At 63.6% G+C, this 26,525-nt stretch carries 21 protein-coding genes; 7 read left to right on the top strand and 14 right to left on the bottom strand.

The window, feature by feature from the left end; translation table 11 throughout:
• Positions 1-6: 6 nt before the first annotated feature.
• Entirely contained in the window at positions 7-687 is a 681-nt protein-coding gene (locus tag EV686_RS12435; RefSeq protein WP_132477273.1) for a phosphatidylserine decarboxylase, read from the bottom strand.
• Between the two features lie 271 nt (positions 688-958).
• Here EV686_RS12435 and EV686_RS12430 point away from each other — a divergent pair, with 271 nt between their 5' ends.
• Positions 959-2,377, top strand: coding sequence for an MFS transporter (locus EV686_RS12430; RefSeq protein ID WP_132477272.1), 1,419 nt, complete (start codon positions 959-961; stop codon positions 2,375-2,377).
• 122 nt (positions 2,378-2,499) lie between these two features.
• On the opposite strand, the gene ilvC is transcribed toward EV686_RS12430, so the two are convergent.
• From ilvC to EV686_RS12415, 3 genes are all read right to left on the bottom strand, one after another.
• Positions 2,500-3,516 (bottom strand): ketol-acid reductoisomerase, encoded by a 1,017-nt coding sequence (gene ilvC, locus EV686_RS12425; RefSeq protein ID WP_132477271.1) that lies wholly within the window; start codon positions 3,514-3,516, stop codon positions 2,500-2,502.
• Between the two features lie 119 nt (positions 3,517-3,635).
• Positions 3,636-4,127, bottom strand: a complete 492-nt coding sequence (gene ilvN, locus EV686_RS12420; RefSeq protein WP_132477422.1) for an acetolactate synthase small subunit — start codon at positions 4,125-4,127, stop codon at positions 3,636-3,638.
• Positions 4,128-4,137: 10 nt separating this feature from the next.
• Positions 4,138-5,856, bottom strand: a complete 1,719-nt coding sequence (locus EV686_RS12415; protein ID WP_132477270.1) for an acetolactate synthase 3 catalytic subunit — start codon at positions 5,854-5,856, stop codon at positions 4,138-4,140.
• A gap of 528 nt (positions 5,857-6,384) precedes the next feature.
• Here EV686_RS12415 and EV686_RS12410 point away from each other — a divergent pair.
• A complete protein-coding gene (locus EV686_RS12410; RefSeq protein ID WP_132477269.1) occupies positions 6,385-8,649 on the top strand; it encodes an FUSC family protein in 2,265 nt (754 codons plus the stop codon).
• A gap of 87 nt (positions 8,650-8,736) precedes the next feature.
• On the opposite strand, the gene yaaA is transcribed toward EV686_RS12410, so the two are convergent.
• The 3 genes from yaaA to secA form a co-directional block, all read right to left on the bottom strand.
• Positions 8,737-9,507 (bottom strand): peroxide stress protein YaaA, encoded by a 771-nt coding sequence (gene yaaA, locus EV686_RS12405; RefSeq protein ID WP_132477268.1) that lies wholly within the window; start codon positions 9,505-9,507, stop codon positions 8,737-8,739.
• A 135-nt stretch (positions 9,508-9,642) separates the two neighbouring features.
• Positions 9,643-10,425, bottom strand: a complete 783-nt coding sequence (locus EV686_RS12400; RefSeq protein WP_132477267.1) for a 3-hydroxybutyrate dehydrogenase — start codon at positions 10,423-10,425, stop codon at positions 9,643-9,645.
• Between the two features lie 145 nt (positions 10,426-10,570).
• A complete protein-coding gene (gene secA / locus EV686_RS12395; RefSeq protein ID WP_132477266.1) occupies positions 10,571-13,300 on the bottom strand; it encodes a preprotein translocase subunit SecA in 2,730 nt (909 codons plus the stop codon).
• A 244-nt stretch (positions 13,301-13,544) separates the two neighbouring features.
• Here secA and EV686_RS12390 point away from each other — a divergent pair, with 244 nt between their 5' ends.
• Positions 13,545-14,021 (top strand): DciA family protein, encoded by a 477-nt coding sequence (locus EV686_RS12390; protein WP_132477265.1) that lies wholly within the window; start codon positions 13,545-13,547, stop codon positions 14,019-14,021.
• 188 nt (positions 14,022-14,209) lie between these two features.
• Here EV686_RS12390 and EV686_RS12385 read toward each other — a convergent pair whose 3' ends face one another.
• The 3 genes from EV686_RS12385 to EV686_RS12375 all read right to left on the bottom strand — a co-directional run bounded on the left by EV686_RS12385 (position 14,210) and on the right by EV686_RS12375 (position 17,037).
• Positions 14,210-15,499 (bottom strand): TRAP transporter large permease, encoded by a 1,290-nt coding sequence (locus EV686_RS12385; protein ID WP_132477264.1) that lies wholly within the window; start codon positions 15,497-15,499, stop codon positions 14,210-14,212.
• Positions 15,496-15,957 (bottom strand): TRAP transporter small permease, encoded by a 462-nt coding sequence (locus EV686_RS12380; protein WP_132477263.1) that lies wholly within the window; start codon positions 15,955-15,957, stop codon positions 15,496-15,498. The genes EV686_RS12385 and EV686_RS12380 overlap by 4 nt, the downstream gene beginning before the upstream one ends.
• Before the next feature lie 75 nt (positions 15,958-16,032).
• Positions 16,033-17,037 carry a TRAP transporter substrate-binding protein gene (locus EV686_RS12375; RefSeq protein ID WP_165972592.1) on the bottom strand — a complete coding sequence of 335 codons (1,005 nt, stop codon included), beginning with the start codon at positions 17,035-17,037 and terminating at the stop codon, positions 16,033-16,035.
• Between the two features lie 302 nt (positions 17,038-17,339).
• Here EV686_RS12375 and EV686_RS12370 point away from each other — a divergent pair, with 302 nt between their 5' ends.
• The 4 genes from EV686_RS12370 to EV686_RS12355 all read left to right on the top strand — a co-directional run bounded on the left by EV686_RS12370 (position 17,340) and on the right by EV686_RS12355 (position 21,812).
• Entirely contained in the window at positions 17,340-18,386 is a 1,047-nt protein-coding gene (locus EV686_RS12370) for a LacI family DNA-binding transcriptional regulator (RefSeq protein WP_132477261.1), read from the top strand.
• A 28-nt stretch (positions 18,387-18,414) separates the two neighbouring features.
• A complete protein-coding gene (locus tag EV686_RS12365; RefSeq protein ID WP_132477260.1) occupies positions 18,415-19,413 on the top strand; it encodes an NAD(P)-dependent oxidoreductase in 999 nt (332 codons plus the stop codon).
• Positions 19,414-19,441: 28 nt separating this feature from the next.
• Positions 19,442-20,266: an amidohydrolase family protein gene (locus tag EV686_RS12360; protein WP_132477259.1), complete on the top strand. Its 825-nt coding sequence runs from the start codon at positions 19,442-19,444 to the stop codon at positions 20,264-20,266.
• Positions 20,267-20,372: 106 nt separating this feature from the next.
• Complete coding sequence (locus EV686_RS12355) at positions 20,373-21,812, top strand: NAD-dependent succinate-semialdehyde dehydrogenase (protein WP_132477258.1); 1,440 nt, start codon at positions 20,373-20,375, stop codon at positions 21,810-21,812.
• A 133-nt stretch (positions 21,813-21,945) separates the two neighbouring features.
• Here the strand turns inward: EV686_RS12355 and lpxC are convergent, their stop codons facing one another.
• From lpxC to EV686_RS12335, 4 genes are all read right to left on the bottom strand, one after another.
• Positions 21,946-22,869, bottom strand: a complete 924-nt coding sequence (lpxC, locus tag EV686_RS12350; protein WP_132477257.1) for a UDP-3-O-acyl-N-acetylglucosamine deacetylase — start codon at positions 22,867-22,869, stop codon at positions 21,946-21,948.
• Between the two features lie 284 nt (positions 22,870-23,153).
• Positions 23,154-24,326: a cell division protein FtsZ gene (gene ftsZ / locus EV686_RS12345; RefSeq protein ID WP_132477256.1), complete on the bottom strand. Its 1,173-nt coding sequence runs from the start codon at positions 24,324-24,326 to the stop codon at positions 23,154-23,156.
• Between the two features lie 164 nt (positions 24,327-24,490).
• The gene (gene ftsA / locus EV686_RS12340; RefSeq protein ID WP_132477255.1) at positions 24,491-25,717 is read right to left on the bottom strand and encodes a cell division protein FtsA; all 1,227 of its coding nucleotides are present in this window, start codon (positions 25,715-25,717) and stop codon (positions 24,491-24,493) included.
• Between the two features lie 10 nt (positions 25,718-25,727).
• Positions 25,728-26,522 (bottom strand): cell division protein FtsQ/DivIB, encoded by a 795-nt coding sequence (locus EV686_RS12335; protein ID WP_132477254.1) that lies wholly within the window; start codon positions 26,520-26,522, stop codon positions 25,728-25,730.
• Positions 26,523-26,525: the final 3 nt, after the last annotated feature.

The raw sequence follows: 26,525 nt of genomic DNA, 5'->3' as shown, positions 1-26,525 counted from the left end.
GTGGACCTATTCGGCAGTTGGCTTGGGCTGTGCTTCAGCGGCGGGCAATTCCGCCAGTACCGTACTGGTGGCGCTGACCTTGTCGCCAATGGCCACGCGCGGACGGGACCCCGGAGGAAGGTAGACATCGACGCGTGAACCGAAGCGGATGAAACCATATCGCTGACCATGATACAGGGAGTCCCCAACCTTGGCATAGCAGAGGATGCGCTTGGCCACGAGACCGGCCACCTGCACGGCGGTAACGATATGGCCATCGCGCGTGCGCAGCACCATGGCATTGCGCTCGTTCTCCAGCGAAGCCTTGTCCAGCGACGCATTGAAGAATTTGCCCGGAAAATACTCGATGGACTCGACCGTGCCCGTGACAGGCGCGCGGTTCGAATGCACGTTGAACACATTCATGAACACGCTGATTTTCAGCGCGTCGCGATTCGCATAGGTATCGCGCACTTCTTCGACGGCCACGATGCGCCCGTCGGCCGGCGACAGGACGTTGTGTTCGCCGCCGGGCGCCACGCGGGCCGGATCGCGGAAGAACTGCAGCACGAAGACCGACAGGATCCAGAAAGGGATGGAAGCGGGCAGCGACCACAGGCTGACCAGCACGGACACCAGCACGATGCCGGCCAGGAACGGCCAGCCTTCGCGGGCAATGATAGGGTGGGGATAGGGAGGTTTATTCATCGTAGGACGAAGAATAACCGAAAAGCGCAACAGCCGGGAATCTGCCTCCGCCTCTCCCGCCGTCCTCCTCGCATTCGCCGGACGGCCTCACGCGCATGTCCGCGCCTGTTGTTCGGCGCATACATATCGTGCGCTCGCGCCCGGCATTTTCTGTTTTTCATCCCGGCTTGCAGGTAGAATCCTGCGCCATCCTCCCCTCCCGGCACAGCCCGCGATAGCCGCTCGATCCCGACACGCCCAGGCCCCCGGACAACTTCTACACGAGTGCGTTATGTCGCCGCAATTGCTGGCCATGGTGCTGGCCCCTCTGCTCGGCCTGTTCGTCGTCTGTATCGGCAACGGATTTATCTCCTCCCTGACCGCCCTGCGCCTGGATGCCTCGGGCGCATCGGACACCGTCATCGGCCTGGTGTCGTCCGCCTATTTCATCGGACTGACCCTGGGAGCCATGTTCAACGACCGCCTGATCGTGCGTATCGGGCATATCCGGGCCTACAGCAGCTTCGCCTCCCTCACCGCCGTCACCATCCTGCTGCAGGGCCTGTTCTTCGACGCCACGGCGTGGTTCGCCTTTCGCCTGATCGGCGGCTGGGCGGCCGTCGGCGTCTTCCTGGTAGTCGAAAGCTGGATGCTGCTGGCGGGCGACCAGAAAATGCGGGGCCGCCTGCTGGCGCTCTACATGATCGCGCTATACGGCTCGGGCATGCTCGGACAGGTCAAGCTCGGCATGATCGACGCCTGGGGCGAGACGGCTCCCTTCATGGTCGCCGGCATGCTGGCCTCCCTGTCGGTATTGCCCATGGTGATCCTGCCGCGCGTGTCTCCCCCGATAGAACACGTGGAGCCCCTGTCGCCCTATCGCCTGATCCGCATGACACCCACCGGCGTCATGGGCAGCTTCGGCTCCGGGATCGCGATCGCCGCGGTCTATACTCTGCTGCCCATCTACCTGCAGCGCATCGGCATGGATGTTTTCCAGGTCGGACAGATGATGGCCAGCACCATCCTGGGCGCCATGGTGCTGCAGTATCCGGTGGGTCGCTGGTCGGACCGCCAGGACCGCCAGGTGGTGCTGATCGCGCTCGGCATTTTCTGCACGGCGCTCTCCGTGCTCATCGTGCTGCTGCCGAACTCCCCGACTCTGCTGCTGGTGCTGCTCTTCCTGCTGGGCGGGGGCATTTTCGCCATCTATCCGGTGGCGGTCAGCCACTCGGCGGACCGCGCGCCCTCCGGGGCGCTGGTGCGCATGATCCAGGGGCTGCTGCTGATCAACTCCATCGGCTCCGCCGTCAGCCCGCTGATCATCACTCCCGCCATGTCCGCGCTGGGCGAACCAGGGCTGTTCTGGTCGTTTGTCGTGCTCAATCTGTGCCTGACCGGCTTCTTCCTCTGGCGACGCAACGCGCGCCCCGCACCCATCCCCGTCGCCCCCTTCGAGGCCGCCGCGCAGATGACGCCCGTCGGCGCCGAGATGCGAGTCACCGAAGACCTGGAGCAAGGCGCCCTGGGCCACGAACTGATGGAAGACCTTTCCGCCGTGGTTCCCGACGTGGAGGTGGCCACGCCCGTGATGGAAGACATATTCAATCACGCGGTTCCCGAGCCGGGTGCGGCATCGTATTTGCCGGATACAGCTGACGGCAAAAGCGGAACATACGACGCTTCCCCGGAAATGCGGGCCGCAAGCTGAGGCAGGCGGCGACACCCCCTGCACTCGCGGATCCGCCAGGCAAAAAAATACCGCCAATTGTCATGGCGGTATTTGCGCTGGCCGGTTGCCGCGCCTTGCGGCGGCGCGGCTCGGACCGATGATCAGTTCTTCGACTGGTCGACCAGCTTGTTGGCAGCGATCCAGGGCATCATGGCGCGCAGCTTGGCGCCGACCTGTTCGATCTGCGATTCGGCGATGATGCGGCGGCGCGAAGTCAGCGTGGGTGCGCCGGCGGTGTTTTCCAGGATGAAGCTCTTGGCGTACACGCCGGTCTGGATGTCCTTCAGCACGTCGCGCATGGCCTGCTTGGTGTCTTCCGTGATGATGCGCGGACCCGTTTCGTACTCGCCGTATTCGGCGTTGTTCGAAATCGAGTAGTTCATGTTGGCGATGCCGCCTTCATAGATCAGGTCGACGATCAGCTTCAGCTCGTGCAGGCACTCGAAATAGGCCATTTCAGGCGCATAGCCGGCTTCCACCAGGGTCTCGAAACCGGCGCGGATCAGCTCGACCGTACCGCCGCACAGAACGGCCTGTTCGCCGAACAGGTCGGTTTCGGTTTCTTCGCGGAAGTTGGTTTCGATGATGCCGGCGCGGCCGCCGCCGTTGGCCGATGCGTACGACAGGGCCACGTCGCGGGCCGAGCCGGACTTGTCCTGGTAGACGGCGACCAGGTGGGGCACGCCGCCGCCCTGCGAATAGGTGCCGCGCACGGTATGGCCGGGCGCCTTGGGAGCGACCATGATGACGTCGATATCGTCGCGCGGCACGACCTGGCCGTAGTGCACGTTGAAGCCGTGCGCGAAGGCCAGCGTGGCGCCGGACTTGATGTTGGGGGCGACCTGCGTGTTGTAGACCTGCGCGATGTTCTCATCGGGCAGCAGCATCATGACCAGATCGGCGTTCTTGACGGCTTCGGCCACTTCCTGGACCTTCAGGCCGGCGTTGGCGGCCTTGTTCCAGGACGCGCCGCCCTTGCGCAGGCCGACGATGACGTTGACGCCGGACTCATGCAGGTTCAGTGCATGCGCGTGGCCTTGCGAGCCGTAGCCGATGATTGCAACCGTGCGGCCCTTGATCAGGGAAAGATCGCAATCCTTGTCGTAGAAAACCTTCATGTAATTCGCTCCAGAACTAAACAGTTATTTTTGAAAATCCGCCGGATGGGAACATCCGGTATTACAGCCGATGCCATGCGCGGGCCGGGGCGTCATGCCGCGCGGCCCGCGCATGCAAATCAAAGTTTCAGGATACGCTCGCCGCGGCCGATGCCGGAAACGCCCGTACGGACGGTTTCCAGGATGGCGCTGCTATCGAGGGCGCCGATGAAAGCGCTGATCTTGCCCTGATCGCCGGTAAGCTCGATTGTATAAGCCTTGTCGGTGACATCGATGATGCGGCCGCGGAAGATGTCCGACATGCGCTTGAGCTCTTCGCGCTCCTTGCCCACGGCGCGCACCTTGATCAGCATGAGCTCGCGCTCGATGTGCGGTCCATCGGAAAGATCCACCACCTTCACGACATCGACGAGCCGGTTCAGGTGCTTGGTGATCTGCTCGATCACTTCGTCCGAACCGATCGTGACGATGGTCATGCGCGACAGCGTGGGATCCTCGGTGGGAGCCACGGTCAGGGTTTCGATGTTGTAGCCGCGTGCGGAGAACAGGCCCACCACGCGCGACAGCGCGCCGGGTTCGTTTTCCAGAAGGATAGAAATCACGTGTTTCATCATTCTCTCCTTACAGGTCTTCGGAACCGAGCAGCATTTCGGTCAGGCCGCGGCCCGCCTTCACCATGGGCCAGACGTTTTCGGTCTGGTCAGTGATGAAGTTCAGGAACACCAGGCGATCCTTGTACTTGCCGAAGGCTTCGCGCAGCGCGGGCTCGACGTCGGCCGTACGCTCGACCTGGATGCCCACGTGGCCGTAGCTTTCCACCAGCCTGACGAAATCGGGCAGCGCATCGACATACGACTCGGAATAGCGCGAGCCGTAATCGAGCTCCTGCCACTGGCGCACCATGCCCAGATAGCGGTTGTTCAGGCACAGGATCTTGGGCGTCAGGCCATACTGCTTGCAGGTGGACAGCTCCTGGATATTCATCTGGATGGAGCCTTCGCCCGTGATGACGGCAATGTCCGTGCCGGGATTGGCCATCTGCACGCCCATGGCGTACGGCAGGCCGACGCCCATGGTGCCCAGGCCGCCGGAATTGATCCAGCGGCGGGGTTCGTTGAAGCCGTAGTACTGCGCGGCCCACATCTGGTGCTGGCCCACGTCGGACGTCACGAAAGCGTTGCCGCCCGTGATCTCGGACAGTTTCTGGATCACGAACTGCGGCTTGATGACCTCGTCGGAGTTCGCGTAGTCCAGGCACTTGCGGTCGCGCCAGGACTCGATCTGCTGCCACCACTTGGACAGGTCGGGACGCTTGGCGTCGGCTGCCTGCGCCTGCGCGAGGAAACCGTTGAACTCCTGCAGCACATCCTTGACGTGACCGACGATGGGCACGTCTGCGCGCACCCGCTTCGAGATGGACGAGGGGTCGATATCGATATGGATGATCTTGCGCGGCTGCTGCGCGAAATTGCGCGGATTGCCGATGACCCGGTCGTCGAAGCGCGCGCCGACGGCAACGAGCACGTCACAGTGCTGCATGGCCATGTTGGCTTCGTAAGTGCCGTGCATGCCGGGCATGCCGACGAACTTGGGATCGCGGGCCGGGAACGCACCCAGGCCCATCAGCGTGGTGGTGCATGGAGCGCCGGCCAGCTCCACCAGTTGGCGGAGCTCGGCGGAGGCATCGCCCAGCACCACGCCGCCGCCCACATAGATCATGGGACGGTCGGCGCCCGCCAGCAATTGCACGGCTTTCTTGATCTGGCCCTGGTGGCCTTTCAGCACAGGCATGTAGGAACGCAGCTGCACCGGACCGCGCTTGGGCGTGAACTTGCAGGTGGCGACCGTAATGTCCTTGGGAATGTCGACCAGCACGGGACCGGGACGGCCGCTCCTGGCCAGGTAGAAGGCGCGGCGTAGCGTCTCGGCCAGGTCCTTGACGTCGCGCACCAGATAGTTGTGCTTGACGCATGGGCGCGTGATGCCCACGGTATCGCATTCCTGGAAGGCGTCCTCGCCGATCGCGTGCGTCGGGGCCTGCCCGCTGATGATGACCATCGGCACCGAGTCCATGTAGGCGGTCGCAATGCCGGTGACGGCATTGGTGACGCCGGGGCCGCTGGTGACCAGGGCCACGCCTACCTTGTCGGACGAGCGCGAATAGGCATCGGCCGCGTGCACGGCGGCCTGCTCGTGGCGGACGAGGATATGCTTGAATTTGTCTTGCTTGAAGATTGCGTCGTAGATGTAGAGCACCGAGCCGCCAGGATAGCCGAACACATGTTCAACCCCTTCTTCGGCCAGGCAGCGCACGACGATATCTGCGCCATTGAGTTCCATTGAAATATTCCTTTCAACACCAAAGCTAGCTGCACCCCGGTCGGCTCCAAACCTGGGCAGAACCCAAGGCGGCAAGACAGCCTGGCGCTTTGCGACTCACGGAGCCGCGCCACCCAGATGCCTTGCAGACCCGGCTCTTACCCGCCGAAATGTCTAGCAAGTGCCCATCCTGGACACAAGGTTAGAAACGAACGCCCCTGGCAACACACGCTTCTGGCGCGGCCGAAGGCAAGATTTTTAAAGCGCAAAAAACCGGGCGGATAGCCCGGACAGAGAGCTTGCATGGCCGCGCGACAAGATGGGCACGCACGGCCAAACTGCAAATTTAGCGCAATGCAGCGCAGGAAGCAAATCGAAACATGGCGGATGCCGCGCGTGGTTGTTCTCAAGCCACGCCGGCAGCGGTTCCGGGACCTCCTCCCCCGCCCATTTCAAGGCCTGCCGCGATCCAGCCTCCCGCCCGATTGCATGGCGCGGCGGCGGACGATCAGTTACCATGCCCTACTCCTTCTCCCATGCCAGCGCGAGATGACATCCTCCCTGCCGCAACTGGAACGCTTCCTGTACAGCCATCACTCGTTTGCCGGGCTGCGCCAGGCCATCGGCATTCTGGTTCCCGCCATCGTCCTGGCAGGGATGTTCCAGCTGTACGACATGGGCATGGTCGCCGCCCTGGGAGCGCTTTGCGTATCGCTCATCGACCAGCCGGGCGGCCCGCGGCGCTACCGGACCAACGAAATGCTGGGCGGGGTAGTGCTCGGAACCGGCACGGTCGCCCTGACAGGGCTGGCCTCCGCCCACCCGCTGGCGCTGTGGATCCTGGTGCCTTCGCTGTGTTTCGGCTTCTGCATGCTGACCGTATTCGGCAAGCGCGGCGGCCAGATCGGCTTCGCCTGTCTGCTGCTGATGACACTGACCATGCACACGCCGATGGAGCCCGGCCAGGTGCTGCGCCACACGCTGTTTTCCCTGCTTGGCGGCAGCTTCTACTTTCTGTTCAGCTATGCGGTCAGCCGCCTGCTCTGGTATCGCGAAGAACAGCACACCCTGTCCATCGCGCTGTTCGCCACCGCCGACTACATCGATGCGCGCGCCCGCTTCTACGATGTCGCCAACGACCTGGAAGATTGCTATCGCAAGCTGATCCTCGTGCAGGCCGACATGATCGAAAAGCACCAGAGCGCCCGGGACATCGTGCTGCGCGAGCTCCCCCGGGGCGGCCATGCTAGCGACACGCGCCGCCAGATGCTGCTGGACGTGTTCATCCATATGATCGATCTGCTGGACACCATGGTGGCTACGCATACCGACTACGGGGTGCTGCGCAGGCGCCTGTCCGACAGCGATTTCCTGGTTTTTGCGCAGGACGCCCTGCAGAAGCTGTCGCAGAACATCAACCGCATCTCGCTGGGCGTGGCGCGCAACCGCGTGCCGGAGCGCAACAGCCGTGTGCAGGCGGAACTGCGCGCCTTGGAATACGAGCTGGAGCTCTACCGCAGCCAGGGCCTGAACCGCACGGAGCCCGATATCTACCTGCTGCTGGTGCAGATACTGCGCCGCCTGCGCAACGCCACTCGCATCGTGGAGCGCATGTCCAGCCTGGCGAGCCCGCCGGATAAATCCGCGCAGGCCGTCGACGTGCGCATGGACAAGTCGCTGGGCCGCTTCCTGTCGCGCCAGGAGCTGCGTCCCGGCCTGCTGGCCAGCAACCTGCGCCTGGACTCCGCCCACTTCCGCTATGCGCTGCGCATGACCATCGCACTGCTGGCGGCCATGGGCCTGACCAGCGTGCTGTCCCTCGTCGGCGACCGATACGACACGGTATCGGCGCTGACGACCCAGAGCCACTGGATCCTGCTGACCATCATCCTGATCATGAAGCCCGGCTTCCTGATTACGCGCAAGCGCAACGGCTGGCGCCTGCTGGGCTCGCTGCTGGGGTGCTTCCTGTCCTTCCTTCTGTTCCACCTGACCGGCAACCAGGACCTGCTGCTGATCGTGCTGGTCGCCAGTTGCGTCCTGGGCAACAGCCTGGTGCTGGTCAACCCCCTGCTGGCCGCTGTGTTCAATACCCTGTTCGTGCTGGTGGCCTTCAATTTCATGGCGCCCATCACGACACTGATCATTGGGGAGCGCCTGCTCGACACCCTGCTGGGCTGCATGATCGCACTGGCATGCAGCTATGTGCTGCCCTGGTGGGAGCACTCGGGCATGGCCTCGCTGGCCCGCGAGGCGCAGGAAGCCAACCTGGACTACCTGCGCAAGGGCTTGCGCTACGCCGAGCTGGTGCGCCAGGAGCGCGCCACCACCGCGCCCGGCCTGATGGAAGGCACCGATCTTCCCATCTCGATGCAGGACGCCCTGCAGGCCGGCGGCAACGCCGCGGCGCAGCCGCTGCAACTGTCCGAGGCCGCGCAGGAGGCCGAACTCGCATGGAAGCTGGCACGCAAAAACGTGCACATCGCATTCAGCAATTTCGCGTCGGCGTTCTACCGCATGATGGGCGAGCCGCCATCGAAGCAGCGCAACGTGCCCGAGCTCAACAGCCTGCTGATCCAGAACCATATGATGGCCTCCCAGATCAGCGCCGCCATCCCGATACTGGCTTCGGTCAAGACGCTGCCGGAGACCATCGCCGCCACCCTGGCCTATGTGGAAGGCGCGCTGTCGGGACAGGATGCGCAGCCGCCCGCCCATCAATCGATCCCGGAGGAGTGGGAGTCGCTGGCCTATCCGCTGAAGCAGATGCAGCGCGCCGCGCAATTGATCCAGAGGGAAATGCGGGGTCTCTAGGGCCTGTTAATACTAAAGGAGCGGCCCCGGCCCTGAAAACGCCAATGGGGCCCGAAGGCCCCATTGGCTGTCCGCACTATTCGACGCTCAGGCCTTGCGACGGAACACCAGCTTGTCGTCCGACGACGCATCCGCCGCGAAACGATAGCCTTCGCTGTCGAAGCCTCGCAGCGCCGCCGCATCCTGGATGCGGTTTTCGATGACATAGCGCGCCATCAGGCCGCGCGCGCGCTTCGCATGGAAGCTGATGACCTTCCAGGCGCCGTTCTTTTCATCCTGGAATACCGCCTGCACCACCCTGGCCTTCAATACCTTGCGGTCGACCGCCTTGAAATACTCCTCGGATGCCAGGTTCAGCACCCAGGGCTGCTTGTGCGATTCCAGGCGCTCGTTCAGGTATTCCGCCAGCCTGCCGCCCCAATAGGCGTACAGCGTACCGCCCTGGGGATTCGTCAGCCGCGTGCCCATTTCGAGCCGATAGGGCTGCATCAGGTCCAGCGGGCGCAATACCCCATAGAGGCCGCTGAGGATGGCCAGGTGCTCCTGCGCCCACTTCAGCTTGGCATCGGACAGCGAGGGCGCATCCAGCCCCTCGTAGACGTCGCCGTTGAACGCCAGGATGGCCTGGCGGGAGTTGTTCAGGTCGAACACCGGCCGCCATTGCGCGTAGCGCTGCACGTTCAGTTCGGCCAGCGCATCGCTCAGGCTCATCAGCCCGGCAATCTCGGCCGCGCTCTTGGCGCGCAGAATATCGATCAGGGCTTCGGCCTGCGGCACGAACAGCGGCTGCGTATGCAGCGCTGTTCGCACGGGGGAGTCGTAATCCAGCTTCTTGGCCGGAGAAAGCAGCATCAACATTGCAATACCTCGTGAGTCACTCCCGTCTGAAGCCGGGAGCTTCCTCGCCACAATACGGGGGCGCCTGCGGCGCCGTATAAAAACTGCCTCGCTTGACCTCGGCCTGAAGACCGAGGCTTGCGCATCGGCGCGTGGTCAGCGGGCGGTCCAGCCGCCATCCATCGACAGCGACGCGCCGGTCATCTGCGCCGCGGCATCGGACGACAGGAATACCGCGGCGGCGCCCAATTGCTGGGGAGTCACGAATTGCAGGGACGGCTGCTTTTCGCTGAGCAGCTCGCGCGCGGCGCTCTCGATATCCAGTCCTTGCTTCTCGGCCAGGGCCTCGATCTGGCGTTCGACCAGTTGCGTGCGCACCCAGCCAGGGCAGATCGCGTTGCAGGTAATGCCCTTGCCCGCATTTTCCAGCGCCGTGACCTTGGTCAGCCCCATCACGCCATGCTTGGCTGCGACATAGGCCGCCTTGTTTTCCGAGGCCACCAGGCCGTGGGCGGACGCGATATTGATGATGCGCCCCCAGCCCTGAGCCTGCATGTGCGGCAATGCCGCCGCCGAGCAATGGAAGACGGCCGACAGGTTGAGCGCGATGACGGCGTTCCACTTTTCGACGGGGAAATTCTCGATGCGGTCCGTATGCTGGATGCCGGCATTGTTCACCAGGATGTCGATGCCTCCCATCTCGCGCGCGGCCGCCTGAATGAAATCGCGCGCCGCCTGCGCATCCATCAGGTCGGCGCCCAGGTAGAACGCCCTGACGCCGAACTCGGCTTCGATGCGGCTGCGCTCGTTTTCGATTTCCCGGGCATCACCGAAGCCGTTGATGACGACATCGGCGCCGCTGGCCGCCAGCTCCCTGGCGATGGCCAGGCCGATGCCGCTGGTGGATCCTGTGACGACAGCACGTTTTCCTTTCAGCATGACATTTTCCTTGATGCAAGTTGATCAAATCATGGCAAGCGCGGGAAACTCGCGGATCCGGCGCCATGCTGCGTCGACGGGGCCGCCTGCCGGTCGGCGGAAAGCCCGCCCTCTCCCGACAGGGAAAGACAGGCTCAGACCGGCGTCAGGCCAGGCGCCCGTGACACTGCTTGTACTTCTTGCCGCTGCCGCACGGGCATGGATCGTTGCGTCCGACGCGCGGAACCGAACCCTGCGCGGCGCCCGACGCGCCGTCCAGACCCGGATCCTTGCCGCTGAGCGCCTCGTCGTAGTCGGAGTGGTGATAGCGGACGTTGTCCAGTTGCGCAGGCTCGGGCTGCTGGGCCTGCTCCGGCGTCTGGATGCGGACCGTCATCAGCACCCGCACCACTTCGGAGCGGATGCGGTCGAGCATGCCGGAAAACAGCTGGAAAGCCTCGCGCTTGTATTCCTGCTTGGGATCCTTCTGGGCGTAGCCGCGCAGGTGGATGCCCTGGCGCAGGTGATCCAGCATGGACAGGTGATTGCGCCAGTTGCTGTCGATGCTCTGCAGGAACACCGAACGCTCGAACGAGGACCAGCCATCCTTGCCGACCAGATCGACCTTGGACTGGTAGATTTCGCGCGCCTTCTCGACGACACGCTCCACGATGTCGTCTTCCGCCAGGCTGGAATCCTTTTCCAGCATTTCCGTCAGCGGCAACTCGATGTGCCAGTCGGACTCCAGCGTATTCTGCAGGCCCTGGATATCCCATTGCTCTTCCAGGGACTCCTCGGGAACGTACATGCGCACGATTTCCACCATCGTGGCATCGCGCAGGCCGTGCACGGTTTCCGAGACGTCGGAGGATTCCAGAACCTCGTTGCGCTGCGCGTACAGCACTTTGCGCTGGTCGTTGGCCACGTCGTCGTACTGCAGCAGTTGCTTGCGGATATCGAAGTTGCGGCTCTCGACCTTGCGTTGCGCGGACTCGATGGAACGCGACACCATACGCGCCTCGATGGGCTCGCCTTCGGGCAGGCGCAGCCTGTCCATGATGGCGCGCACGCGATCGCCTGCGAAGATGCGCATCAGCGGATCTTCCAGCGACAGGTAGAAGCGCGAAGAACCCGGGTCGCCCTGGCGTCCCGCGCGCCCGCGCAACTGGTTGTCGATGCGGCGGGATTCGTGGCGCTCGGTGCCGATGATGCGCAGGCCGCCGGCCTCCTTGACCTGCTGGTTGAGCGGCGCCCAGTCGGCCTTGATCTTGGCGATGCGGGCGTCTTTTTCCGCCTGCGGCAGGGAGTCGTCGGCCATGAGCAGGCTGACCTGCTTCTCCACGCTGCCGCCCAGCACGATGTCGGTGCCGCGGCCCGCCATATTGGTGGCGATGGTGATGTGGCCGGGCTTGCCGGCCTCGGCCACGATCTCGGCCTCGCGGGCGTGCTGCTTGGCGTTGAGAACCTCATGGGGCAGCTTGGCCTTGACCAGCAAGGCCGACAGGCGCTCGGAGTTCTCGATGCTGGTCGTTCCCACCAGCACGGGCTGGCCGCGTTCGTGGCAATCCTTGATGTCGTCCAGGATGGCGTTGTACTTCTCGACGTCCGTCTTGAAGACCTGGTCGTTCTGGTCCTGGCGGATCATGGGACGGTTGGTCGGGATGATGACCGTTTCCAGCCCGTAGATTTCCTGGAATTCGTAGGCCTCGGTATCGGCCGTGCCCGTCATGCCAGACAGCTTGCCGTACATGCGGAAATAGTTCTGGAACGTGATGGATGCCAGCGTCTGGTTTTCGTGCTGGATAGCGACGCCTTCCTTGGCCTCTACCGCCTGGTGCAGTCCGTCGGACCAGCGGCGGCCCGTCATGAGGCGGCCGGTGAATTCGTCGACGATGACGACTTCGCCATTCTGCACGACATAATGCTGGTCGCGGAAGAACAGGTTGTGCGCGCGCAGCGCCACCATCAGGTGGTGGACCAGCGAGATATGGCGCGGGTCGTACAGAGACTCGCCTTCGGGCAGCACGCCGATTTCCGCCAGGATCTGCTCGGCCTTGACGTGCCCCGCCTCGGACAGGTGCACCTGCTGGCCTTTTTCGTCGACCCAGAAGTCGCCTTCGGGCTCGGGCTCCTGCGGCCTGGGCTCCTCGGCCATGCGCATCAGGCGCGCGGGCACCTGGTTCATGCGCACATACAGCTCGGTGTTGTCGTCGGCCTGGCCCGAAATGATCAGCGGCGTGCGGGCCTCGTCGATCAGGATGGAGTCCACCTCGTCGACGATGGCGTAGTGCAGGCCGCGCTGGCGGCGATCTTCCGCGCGGTACTCCATGTTGTCGCGCAGATAGTCGAAGCCGTATTCGTTGTTCGTGCCGTAGGTGATGTCGGCGGCATAGGCCGTCTTTTTCTCTTCGTTGGGCTGTTGCGGCACCACGATGCCGGTTGTCATGCCCAGGAAGCCGTACAGGCGCCCCATCCATTCGGCGTCGCGCCGCGCCAGGTAGTCGTTGACGGTGACCACGTGCACGCCCTTGCCGGGCAGCGCGTTCAGGTAGACGGCCAGCGTCGCCATGAGCGTCTTGCCTTCGCCGGTGCGCATTTCCGAGATCTTGCCATTGTGCAGCGCAATGGCGCCCAGCATCTGGACGTCGAAATGGCGCATGCCGAACACCCGCTTGCTGGCCTCGCGCACGACGGCGAAGGCCTCGGGCAGCAGCGAATCCAGGGAAGCGCCCTCGGACAGGCGCTGGCGGAATTCGGTGGTCTTGGCGGCAAGCTGGGCGTCATCCAGCGCCTCGAGCGACGGCTCCAGCGCATTGATCTGCGCGACTTGCTTGCGGTACTGCTTCAGGATGCGGTCATTGCGACTGCCGATCAATTTTTTTAGCAAAGAAACCATTCGTATATCCGTGTTGCTGCTCGGCCCGGGCCATTCCGGACCAACGCCCGCACATGCCAAATAAACCACAGGTTGGCGGCCATATGCCGCAGGAAAACAATACAGTTTAACGCACCAGCGTCAAATCATATGCCAAACCGCCCTATATTAGGGGAGATGGCCGAACCATGCGATAGAATGGCGGAAAGTCCTTTCCGGCTCCGGCCCATCCGCCAGCAGGCTGGCAGCCAGTCATCGCCGCGCCATGTCACGATTCCCTTACCATCCAGCCAGGAAGTCCGCCGATGCCAGCGTCGCCATCCAGTGGCTGTCGACGGAGCCGCGCGCGGCCTCGGTGCTGGATGCCGCCCGGCGGCTGCTGGCCGCGCAGGAAACCCTGCAGCGCCTGGTCCCCGGCGCCATGGGGCAGGCCTGCCGCGTCGCCCTGATCGAGGATGCGCGGATGGTGCTCAGCGTGCCCAGCGCCGCCCATGCCGCCAAGCTGCGCCAGCTCGCCCCCACCATCACCCGGAAAATGAACGAAAAGGGCTGGAACCTGACCGAAATCACCGTCAAGATCCAGGCGGCCCGCCTTCAGACGGCGCCGCAGCGCCCGCCGAAATCCGTCAACCCGCTGGGAACGGCCGGCGTCCAGGCGTTCTCCGAAATCCAGCCAGCCATCCACCCCGGCCCGCTGGCCGATGCCATCGCCCGGCTGCTCAAACGCCACGACCCCGGGTGAGTCACTCCCGCCTGAAGTCGGGAGCTTCCTCGTCACGATACGGGGGCGCCTGTAAGGGCTGGCCTCGCTTGACCTCGTCGTGAACGACGAGGCTTGCGCTTTGGCGCGTGGTCATAGGCTCTTCCCGAAAACGACATGCCCGGATCGCAGGATCCGGGCATGTTCAGGCATCGACCGCTGTTTCGCCGCTAAAGCACCTGGCTCGGCAGCCAGGTCGCCAGCGACGGGAACAGCACCACCATCATCAGAGCAAACAGCAGCGTAAGGACGAACGGCCAACTGGCGCGCAGAGTATCCACGAAGCGGATCTCCGCGATGCTGGTCGTGACGAACAGCAGGATGGCGACCGGCGGCGTCAGGCCTGCGATCTGCGTGATCATGATCATCAGGATGCCCAGTTGCAGGGGATCATACTGGAACGACTGGCCGATGTAGACGATCGTGGGAATCAGCACGACGATCACCGCCAGGCCGTCCAGCAGCATGGTCAGCAGGAGCAGCAGACCCAGCAGGATCATCAGCATGATGAACGGATCCGTCGTCAGGCCGCTCATGGCCTGCAGCATGACGTCATTGAAGTTCAGGTAGCTCAGCATCCAGCCCAGCGCTCCCGCCATGCCAATGACGCCAGCCACCATGGCTGTGGTGACCGCGGCATCGATCAGTATGCGGAAGATCGTCTTGACGTCCAGGCCGCGGTACCAGAACACGCTGACCGCCAGGCTGTAGAGGCAGGCGACCACGCCGGCCTCCGTCGCCGTGAACACACCTGCCAGAATACCGCCCATGATGACGAATGGCGCCAGCAGGGCCGGCCACACCTCGACCGTCGCCTTGACGATCTGGCGCAGCGACGCCCGGGGCAGCTTGACGCGCAGTTCCGGATACCCCGGTAGATAGGACAAGCCGTAGATCACCGCCATCAGGAGCACGACAATCATCAGACCGGGCAGCACACCTGCCAGAAACAGCCCGCCAATGGAGACGCCCGTCATGGAGCCATAGATAATCATGGTCATGCTGGGCGGAATGATGGGGCCGACCGTGGCCGCGGCCGCCACGATGGATGCCGCCAGGCCGGGGTTGTAGCCCTTTTCCTTCATGGACGGGATGGTCAGCGAGCCGACCGCCGCCGCTTCGGCCGTGGACGAGCCCGATACGTTGGCCATTGCCGCGCACGACAGCACCGCCGTATGGCCCATGCTGCCTCGGATATGGCCGACCAGCTTCTGGGAGAAATCGATCAGCCCTTCGCTCAGGCCGCCCCGGGCCATGATTGCGCCGGCCAGAATGAAGTAAGGCAGCGCCAGCAAGCTGAATGAATCCAGCATGGCGAACGTCTTTTGCGGCATCAGCGCCAGCACCAGCCCGTCCACCGAAGCGATGCCCGCCAGGCTGACCGTGGCAATCGCCAGCAGAATGGGAACGCCCAGGAAAACGAGCGCCAGCAGGCCCACGAAAATCGCGATCATGATCATGGCGTCACCTTTCCACGCAGTACGTCAAGAATTCGTGTAACCGCGGCCAGCGCCAGATAGGCGCCGCCCAGGGCCATGCCGCCGTAGACCCACGCCATACTGATGCCCAGCCCGGCGCTCTGCTGATACTGCGCAACTCCCATCAGGCGCCAGGTCAGCGTCACGAAGGCGATGCCCAGCGCCAGCCACATGACATCGATGACAAATGCAATCGTGCGCCTCAGTGCGTTTGGAAACAGCGACACGATGACGTCCACGCACAAGTGCGCATTACGCAGGTATCCCAGCGGAATGGCGATGAACACTAGCCACACGAAGGCGAACTTCTGGAACTCCTCGCTCCAGCTCAGGGACACATTCAGGAAAAATCGATTGAACACCTGCAGGGCCCCTACGACCAGCATGGCCGTGAACAGGATGGCCAGCAGCAGCTGTGCGACAACATTGATGTAACGCATCGGCGTCTCCGGTTTCAGCGAAGCGCCCCAGCCGTCCGGTCAGGGCGCTGCGCCACGACTCAAGCTATGTCCGTCTTACTGGGCGTCGCGAATGATCTTCAGCAGATCTTCCGTACCGCGCTCTTTGGCGAACTTGTCCTGGATCGCCACGGCCTTTTCCTTGAAGCCGCTGGTGTCGATCTCGTTGATCTCCATGCCTTTCTCGCGCAGCGCATCGAATGCCTGCTGTTCACGCACCGGGGCCAGGGAGCGGTTGATGTCCGCGGCCAACCTGGCGCCCTTGGTGATGACATCCTTTTCCTTGTCGGTCAGGCTGTTCCACTGGGGCATGGAACACGCGAAGACGGCCGGGCCGAGCAGATGCTTGGTCAGCGCTATGTGCTTGGCTACTTCGTAGTATTTGCCGGTCAGGACGACTGCGGGGCCGTGTTCGAAGCCATCCAGCACGCCGGTCTGCATGGCGGTATAGACTTCGCCGAATGCCATCGGCGTAGCGTTGGCGCCCATGGCGTTGAGCGCATCGATGTACACCTGGCTCTGGATCGTGCGGATCTTCAGGCCAGCCAGGTCTTCCGGTGTGCGTACGGACTTCGAAGAGGTCACGACATTGCGCACGCCCCAGTTCGTCAGCCAGGCCACCGTCTTCAGGCCGGTCTTTTCGAGATCCGAAGCCAGCTCCTGGCCAACCTTGCCGTCCAGCACGCTGTTCATGTGCGCATAGTCGCGCCACAGGAACGGCAGGTCGATCACACCCACGCGCTTGGAGAAATTGTTCAGGATCGCCGTGCCGCCCAGCGCGCAGGTCGCGCCCGCGCCCAGTTGCATGGCCTCGTAGACGGCGCGCTCTTCGCCCAGGCTATTGTTGGCATGCACTGTGACGCTGAGCGTATCGGAATTGTCGTTGACGTAGTTGCGGAAGATCCAGGCGGCGATGTGCAGCTCGGAATCCAGCGTCGCCTGCTGGGCGTGCGAGACTTTGATTTCTTTCTTCTTGGCCTGGGCGTGGCCGATGACGGGCATGGCCAGAGCCAGTGCGCATGTCAGTTTGATGGCGGTCGAAAGGTAATTCCTTGGCTTCATGGTCATGTCTCCATTGTGAATTAAATAAATCGTTTTAGTAGAACGATTTACTAACGATCATGATACTGTGTTTTTTCAGCCAGATTAACCATTCCAGAATCAGTGTTTACCATTAGATTCAGGAAAAATACCTGGGATTGGCGTAAATACCAATTCTGTTCCGTAGCATCGGCATAGTGATCATGGTAGATTAAACATATAGTTCATATATCGTTTGACTAAACCGTTTTACTTTCCGCGGAGACATTCCGGCAGCCCTCTCCTGCCCAACCGCCCCCGCCCATCGCCACAGGAGGTTTTCTTTGGCCACCATTCAGGACGTCGCCAGGCTTGCAGGCGTTTCCGTCAGCTCCGTTTCCAACGTACTCAACGAGAAACGCGACCGCCTGCGCCCGGAAACCTTCGACAAGGTGCTGGCCGCCATCGAAAAGCTGGACTATCGCCCCAGCCGCGCCGCGCGCCAGTTGAAAACCGGCCGCACATCCATGATCGGCCTGCTGGTCTCGTCCACCGCCAACCCCTTCATGGGCCAGATCGCCGCGGCCATCGAAGCCTATGCGCAACGGCGCTACGGGTATCGCGTGCTTCTGTGCAACACCCAGCGCGACCGCCGGCAGGAAGCCAGCATGTTCCAGGATCTGGTCGACTTTGGCGTGGGCGCCGCCATCCTGATTTCATCGCTTGCCGACGAACGCCACGTCGAAGACGCCGTTCGCCGCGGCCTGGCCGTCGTCAGCTATGACCGGGGCGGCAATCCCGACAGCAGCGTCCCCATCGACCACGTGCAGCCGGACAACATAGAGGCCGGCCGGCTGGCGGCCGCGCACCTGATCCAGCATGGCCACCGCCACCTGGCCTTCGCCATGCCCGCGGGCATGACGATCAGTCGCCAGGCCAAGATAGACGGCTTTCGCATGGCCGCCGCCAACGCGCAGGTTCCCGTACGAACCGAGGTCATCGAAGGCCGCAGCATCACCATGTACGGAGATTCCGAACTCGGCAAGGTCGGCTTCGAACTCGGCCAGAAAATCGGCCGGTCGGCCAGCGCCCCCACCGGCATCGTCGTCGTGAACGACATGATGGCATTCGGCCTGATGGCCGGGCTGAGGGACGCAGGCAAGCGCACGCCCGAAGACGTTTCCGTCATCGGCATGGACGATTTCGCCATCTCCCACTACATCTGGCCCGCGCTGACTTCCGTCGCCATGCCGATCGACGATATGGTCAGGACCATGGTGGACTGCGCCATCGCGCGCCTGTCCGACCCCTCCGCGGCCGCCAGCGAGCTGGTTTTCACCCCGACACTGATCGAGCGTCAGTCGGTGGCCTGTCCGCCCGGCGCTCGTTGAATCCCTCTTCTCTTCGGTATACGACAGCATGACAAAGATATTCCTTACCCATTCGCCCGTAATGCGCACTCAGTACTACGGCGAAAAAGCCCTGGCCGCCCTGCGCGAGATCGCCGAAGTCAAGCTGAGCTCGGGCCCGGGCGAACCTTCCGTGGAAGAGATGATCGAAGCCGCGCAGGACTGCGACGTCATCATCGGCGCGCGCATTCCCATCGTTCCCGCCCTTGTCTTCGACAGCCTGCCCAGGCTGGCGGCCTTCTGTCGCGTAGCCGTGGACGTGCGCAACATCGATATCGACGCCGCCAGCCGCAATGGCGTGCTGGTGACGCGGGCCACGCCCGGCTTCGGCCCATCGGTGTCGGAATGGATCATCGGCACCATGATCAACCTGTCGCGCAATATCGTGGACTACTGCCTGGCCTACCGCCAGAACCGGGACATGGAAGTCGGCATGGGGCGCGAGCTGCGCGGCGCGACCCTGGGCATCATCGGCTATGGCACCATCGGGCGCTATCTTGCCTCGCTCGGCCTGGCGTTCGGCATGAAGGTCCAGGCATACGACCCCTTCCAGTCCATCGAGACCGAGGGAGTCGGGCAATGCGGCTTCGACGAACTGCTGTCGCAATCCGATTTCGTTGTCTGCCTGGCCGTGTCGACGCCGGAAACGCACCACCTGATCGATGCCAGGGCGCTGTCGCTGATGCAGTCCCACGCTTTTTTCATCAATGCATCCCGGGGCGAGCTGATCGACGAGGCTGCCTTGCTGGAAGCGCTGGACTCCCGCAAGATAGCCGGCGCAGGCATGGACGTCGGCATGGCGCTGGATCAGAAGCCATCACCGGCGCTGGCCGTGCATCCCCGGGTCGTCGCATCGCCCCATATCGGAGGCCTCACGCCGGAAGCCGTCGAGCACCAGGCCTGGGACACCGTGGAGCAGGTGCGCGCCATGCTGGAAGGCCGCATGCCGCCCAACGCCCTGAACGCCGGGCAAGCCCATCGATTCGCCAGCCGGTTCCTTGCCGGGTAACGCCTCACGCCAATTGAGCGAACGGAACATGACAGAAAAACGCATCCCCGACCTGGCCTGCGATTGCCATATCCATGTCTATGACATGAACCTCCACCCCATCCCGCAGGCAAACCCGGTTTCCCCGCCGCACGCCACCTGGGACGACTACCTGGCGCTGCGTTCGGAGCTGGGGCTTTCCCGCGCGGTCATCGTGCAGGCCACCGGCTATGCATTCGACAATCGCTGCACGCTGGAAGCCCTGGCGAGAGATCCCGCGAATACGCGCGCCATCCTGACATTGCCGGTCGATGTTTCCGATGCGGATCTTGCGCACTACGATGCGCTGGGCGCGCGCGGCCTGCGCTTCATGCTGGTGCCCGGCGCGCCGCAAGTCATGCGCTGGGAAGACCTGCCCGTCATGGCGGAGCGCATTGCGCCGCTGGGCTGGAACATCAACCTGCAGCTGGACGGGCGCGACCTGACGCAATACGCGCCCATGCTTGCCGGCCTGCCCTGCCGCCTGGTCATCGACCATGTCGGCAAGTTCCTCGAGCCCGTCCCGACGGATCATCCCGGATTCCTGGCCCTGCGCCGGCTGCTGGACGGCGGCAACACCTGGGTCAAGCTTTCCGCTCCCTACGAGACCTCGCGCACAGGCAAGCCCGCATTCGAAGACGTGGGCCGGCTGGCCGGCACCCTGGCGCACGCCTACCCACAGCGCTGCCTGTGGGCCAGCAACTGGCCCCACCCGACGCAGCAGGACAGGCCCGACGAGCGGAACCTGCTCGCGCTGCTGGGGCAATGGACCAGGGCCCAGGAAGACATGGATCTGATACTGCGCGACAACCCTGCCGAGCTGTACCGCTTCTAGGGCTACAGGCAATCAGACGGGAAATCCCGCAACGGCTCGGCTACTATTGGAAGTAAGTCGATCGACACATCGAAGCGCCATCCGCAACTTTCAAAAGGGCCCATAGATGACAACGCATTCCTACCCAGATACCAAGCTCCTGATCGATGGACACTGGCGCGCGGGCGCCGGCGAAGACATCGACGTGATCAATCCCGCCACAGGCGAGCGCATCGGCACGCTGTCCCATGCGCGTTCATCCGATCTCGACGAGGCGCTGGCCGCGGCCGAGAAAGGCCTGGCCGTCTGGCGCAAGGTCAATGCGCTCGAGCGCTCCCGCGCCATGCGCAAGGCCGCCGGACTGCTGCGCGAGCGTATCGAATACATAGCGCAAGTACTGACCCAGGAACAGGGAAAACCGCTCAAGGAAGCACGTATCGAAGTGCTCAGCGTCGCCGACGTCATAGACTGGTTCGCGGAGGAAGCCAGGCGAACCTACGGCCGCGTGATACCGGCGCGCGCCGACAATATATCCCAGCTCGTCATCAAAGAGCCGGTGGGCGTCGTCGCCGCCTTCACGCCCTGGAATTTCCCGCTCAACCAGGCGACGCGCAAGATCTCGGCCGCGCTGGCCGCCGGCTGCTCCGTCATCCTGAAAGGTCCCGAAGAAACTCCCGCAAGCTGCGCGGCGCTGGCCAATGCCTTTCAGGACGCGGGCCTTCCTCCCGGCGTGCTGAATCTCGTATTCGGCGTCCCGGCGGAAATCTCGAACTATCTCATCCCCCATCCGACCGTGAGGAAGATCTCTTTCACCGGCTCCACAGCCGTCGGCAAGCAGCTTGCCGCGCTGGCGGGCGCGCACATGAAGCGCGTCACAATGGAGTTGGGCGGGCATGCTCCTTCCCTCATCTTCGAGGATGCCGATATCGACGCGGCGGTCACCCGCCTGGCCGCCTCCAAATACCGCAATGCCGGACAGGTCTGCATCGCCCCGACCCGCTTCATCGTGCATGAAACGGTCTTCGACCGCTTCGTCGACGGCCTGGTCGCCGTTTCGGAAGAACTGAAAGTCGGCAATGGCCTGGATCAAGGCGTCACCATGGGCGCCATGGCAAACCCCAGGCGAGTGCAGGCCATGGAGGAATTGACGGCGGACGCAATCGCGCAAGGCGCGACCCTGCGCACGGGAGGGAAGCGGATCGGCGATCGCGGCAACTTCTTCGCACCCACGGTCCTGACCGACGTCCCCCTGACGGCGCGCGCCATGAACGAAGAGCCCTTCGGCCCGATGGCGCTCGTCAACCGCTACGCCACCCACGAAGACATGCTCGCGGAAGCGAACCGGCTGCCTTACGGACTGGCCGCCTATGCCTTCACCGCCTCCGCAAAGATCATCTCCGACCTGTCGCGTGATATCGAAAGCGGCATGCTGTCCGTCAACCACCATGGCCTCGGCCTGCCCGAGATGCCGTTCGGCGGCGTGCAGGATTCCGGCTACGGCTCGGAAGGCGGGCTGGAAGCCATGGAAGCCTATCTCAACACCAAGGTCGTCACGCAGATGCACTGAGAGGGGCTGCCGTGCGAGAAGGCTTGCTGCGCCCCCCCAAGGGGGGCGCTTTTTGTCTAGGGGCGGCCCGGCGACAAAAAAATACCGCCGTGTTTCATGGCGGTATTTTTCGTTTGCGAAGCTGCCCGCAGGATCAGGCGAACTTCCACTCCTGGCCGAAGGCCTTGGGCGCGGTCGCCGCGGATTCGTAGCTGACGATTTCCCAGGCGTCCTGGCGGGCCAGCAGCTCGCGGGCCAGCTTGTTGTTCAGCGCATGGCCGGACTTGCAGGCCACGTAGCGCGCCACCAGCGGCTTGCCGATCAGGTACAGGTCGCCGATGGCATCGAGGATCTTGTGCTTGACGAATTCGTCTTCGTAACGCAGGCCGTCACTGTTCAGGACGCGGTATTCATCCATGACGATGGCGTTGTCCAGACTGCCGCCGCGCGCAAGGCCGGCGGCGCGCAAGGCCTCGACCTCGCTGGCGAAGCCGAAGGTGCGGGCGCGGGCGATCGTCTTGACGTAGGAATCGGTCGCGAAATCGACTTCGGCGAAATTGGCCGTCGAATCGATGGCCGGATGGTGGAAATCGATGGAGAACGAGAATGCGTAGCCGTCGTAGGGTTCCAGCCGGGCCCACTTCAGGGCGTCGCCTTCGCCCTCGCGGACTTCGACGGTTTTCAGGACGCGCAGGAACTTCTTGGGCGCGGCCTGCTCCTGCAGTCCGGCCGAACGCAGCAGATAGACGAACGTGCCGGCGCTGCCGTCCATGATAGGGACTTCTTCGGCGGTCAGGTCGATGTGCAGGTTGTCGATGCCCAGGCCCGCCAGGGCCGACATCAGGTGTTCGACGGTGGAAACGCGTACATTGCCCTGCTGCAGGACGGACGCCATGCGCGTATCGCCCACCTGGTTGGCCTGCGCAGGCAGATCGACGACCTCGGGCAGATCCACGCGGTGGAACACGATCCCCGTATCAGGCGCCGCCGGGCGCAGGGTGATGTCCACCCGCCGGCCGGAATGCAGGCCGACCCCCTTGGTGCTGATGGATCGCTGTATGGTTCGTTGACGTAGCATATTCTGTCGAATTAGGGTTGCGCCTGCCATGGATCGAGCCATTGAGACGCCGGGATTATCCCCTATTGTAACCGCTTTGCTTATGCGGGTATGGCTGCAAAAGCAAAAGAAATGCAATGAAACACGTTTACATAGATATGCGGCCGGCCGCCTCCCGGGGGAATATGCGGGAGACGGCCGGCCTTGCGCCGCGCGGCACGAGGCCGCGCAGCTTTGCTGATATGCAGGGCTTGCCGCGCGGGACTCCGGGGAAGAGCCCGCAGCGGCGGTCAAATCACTTTGTTTCAGTCCGCCTGCTTGCGCAGGAAGGCCGGAATGTCGAAGTGATCCATGCCTGCGGTTTCCAGGGCGCGAACCTGGGCGGAAGCCCGGGTGCGGATGACCGCGGGAACGTCGGCATTGGCATAGTCCTGGCCGCCGTGCTGCCCGCCGGACGCAACCATGTTGTCCGTGCCGGTGCGCAGCATTTCGCCGGTGTTCTGCACCAGTTGCGGACGCGCGTTGCCGCGACCCAGGCCGGTGGCGACCACGGTCACGCGCAGCTTGTCGCCCATGGCTTCATCGTAGGCCGTGCCGAAGATGACGGTGGCGTCTTCTGCGGCATAGCTGCGGATGGTATCCATGATTTCGCGTGTTTCACGCATCTTCAGGCTACGGCTGGCCGTAATGTTGACCAGCATGCCGCGCGCGCCATGCAGGTCAACGCCTTCCAGCAGCGGGCATGCGATGGCGCGTTCCGCCGCTTCGCGCGCACGGTTCTCGCCCGAGGCGATCGAGGTGCCCATCATGGCCTGGCCCTGCTCGCCCATGATGGTCTTGACGTCTTCGAAGTCGACGTTGACGTTACCCTCGACATTGATGATCTCGGCAATGCCGGCGCAGGCGTTGTGCAGGACATCGTCGGCGGAACGGAAGCAGTCTTCCTGCGTGGCGTCTTCGTCCAGCAAGTCGTACAGGTTTTCGTTCAGGACGACGATGAGTGAATGCACGTGCTTGGAGAGTTCGGCAATACCCTGCTCCGCCATCTGCAGGCGCCTGCGGCCCTCGAACTCGAACGGCTTGGTGACGACGCCCACGGTCAGGATGCCCAGTTCCTTGGCGACTTCCGCCACGACGGGGCTGGCGCCCGTGCCGGTGCCGCCGCCCATGCCGGCCGTGATGAACACCATGTGCGCGCCATTAAGCGCGGCACGGATCTCCTCACGGGCGGTCTCGGCCGCGGCGCGGCCCTGTTCCGGCTTGGCTCCGGCGCCAAGGCCGGTACGGCCCAGGCGGATCTGGACGGGCGCTTCGCTGGCGGCCAGCGCTTGCGCGTCGGTATTGGCGCAGATGAACTCCACCCCGCTGACGTTGGAACGGATCATGTGTCCGATGGCATTGCCGCCGGCGCCGCCAACGCCGACAACTTTGATGACAGTGCCGCTTGCACTGGTGTCGAGCATTTCAAATTTCATCATGGTTGATTCCCTCACATATCAAAAAACTGCAATCTCAAAAGTTCCCCGGTACTGCTTTTTGTGAAGCGGCTTCATAATCGGCGCCAGCCCTTGGCTCGCGGCGGGTGTGAAGCCCTTCTTCGGCGGGCAGTGCGAATGCCGTCCGCCGTCAGGACGCATGCGCCCTAATTCATGAACCACTCCTTCATGCGCGCCAGCAACGTGCGGAAGTTGCCCTTCTGCTGCGCCACCTTGCGGCCGCGCGCGCGCTGCAGGCGGGCTTCCAGCAACAAGCCCATCACTGTCGAAAAACGCGGGCTGCGCATGACGTCCGACAGGCTGCCTTCGTAGGCGGGCACGGAAACGCGGACCGGCTTGAGAAACACGTCCTCCGCCAGCTCGACCATGCCCGGCATCAGGGATGCACCGCCGGTCAGGACCACGCCCGAAGCCAGCAGGTCCTCGTAGCCGGACTCGCGCACCACCTGCTGCACGAACATGAACAGTTCCTCGACGCGCGGCTCGATCACCGCGCCCAGCGCCTGGCGCTTGACCTGGCGGTTCGGACGGTCGCCCAGTCCCGGCACCTCGATCATTTCGTCGGGATCCGCCAGCACTTGCTTGGCGACGCCGTAGCGCAGCTTGATGTCTTCCGCGTCCGGCGTCGGCGTGCGCAGCATGGCGGCGATATCGCTGGTAATCTGGTCGCCCGCGATGGGTACCACCGCGGTGTGGCGGATGGCGCCATTGGTATAGATGGCCACATCCGTCGTGCCGGCGCCGATGTCCACCAGCACCACGCCCAACTCCTTTTCGTCGGATGTCAGGCAGGCCAGGCTGGAGGCCAGGGGTTGCAGGATAAGGTCCTGCACCTCCAGGCCGCAGCGGCGCACGCACTTCACGATGTTCTGCGCGGCGCTGACCGCGCCGGTGACAATGTGCACCCGCACTTCCAGGCGCAGGCCGCTCATGCCGATGGGCTCGCGGATGTCTTCCTGCGAGTCCACCATGAACTCTTGCGTCAGCACATGCAGGACCTGCTGCTCTGTCGGGATGTTGACGGCCTTGGCGGTTTCAATGGCACGCGCCACGTCGGCCTGCGTCACCTCCTTGTCCTTGACCGCCACCATGCCGCTGGAGTTGAAGCTGGTGATATGGCTGCCGGCGATCCCCGTGTAGACGTCGCGGATCTGGCAATCGGCCATGAGCTCAGCCTCTTCCAGCGCGCGCTGGATGGAGTTGACGGTAGCCTCGATATTGACCACCACGCCCTTGCGCATGCCCTGCGACTCGTGCTGGCCCAGGCCCAGGACCTCGAACCGGCCTTCGGGCAGGATTTCGGCCACCACGGCGACCACCTTGCTGGTGCCGATGTCGAGAGCAACGATCAAGTCCTTGATGTCACGGGTCATATTATTGGCTTCACTCAGAAGTATTTGATGAAACAGGCGCCATGGTGATGGCGAACCCATTGGGATAACGTAAATCCGCGCTGCTGATCTGGCGGTGCCCCAGACGCTGCGCCAGCACAGGCCAGGCCTGCACGAAACTTTCGATGCGCGCCGCGAACGGCAGCGCGCCGGAGCGGCCCTGCAGGTCGGCGGCATCCGCTGCCGGGTCGCGGCCAAGATTGAGCGTCACGCCGTTCGACAGCGCCACGTCCCAGGCGTACCGGGGGCTCAGCGCGACCTCGGTGACCGACAGGCTCAACGGTGCGAACCAGCGCGCCAGTTCCGCATAGCGCTGCACGACCAGTTGCTCGGAATTCGCCGGTCCGCTCAGTTGCGGCAGGTGCGCATCATCCGGCAACTCCCCCTGGTTGGCGCTGAACGCCTCGCCCCAGGTATTGATCATCTGGTCTTCGTTCCAGAGCGCCAGCGGCTGCTGCTCTTCGATCTGCACCAGCAGCGTGTCCGGCCAGACGCGGCGCACCTGCGTGCGGCGCACCCAGGGCGCGGTTTCGATGACGCTGCGCACGTCATCCAGGTCGATCGCGAAGAAATTGCCCGTCAGCCGCCTACCCGCCACCGTGGCCTGCACGCTCGGCACGGACACGTAGTTGAACTCCTCGGCATCCAGCGGCTCGATCTGGATGCGCGAAATGGCGAAGAATGGGCGCTGCGCGACCCAGACGATGACGCCCGCGACCATTGCCAACAACGCCAGCAGAGCCAGCGTATTGGCAAAGAAGTTCACGAGGCGGGCGTCATTGAGCATGGA

The organism is Paracandidimonas soli, from assembly GCF_004342005.1.
Classification (GTDB): domain Bacteria; phylum Pseudomonadota; class Gammaproteobacteria; order Burkholderiales; family Burkholderiaceae_B; genus Paracandidimonas; species Paracandidimonas soli.
Note: the sequence above shows the minus strand (reverse complement) of the source record. Positions and strands in the feature narration are given on the sequence as shown.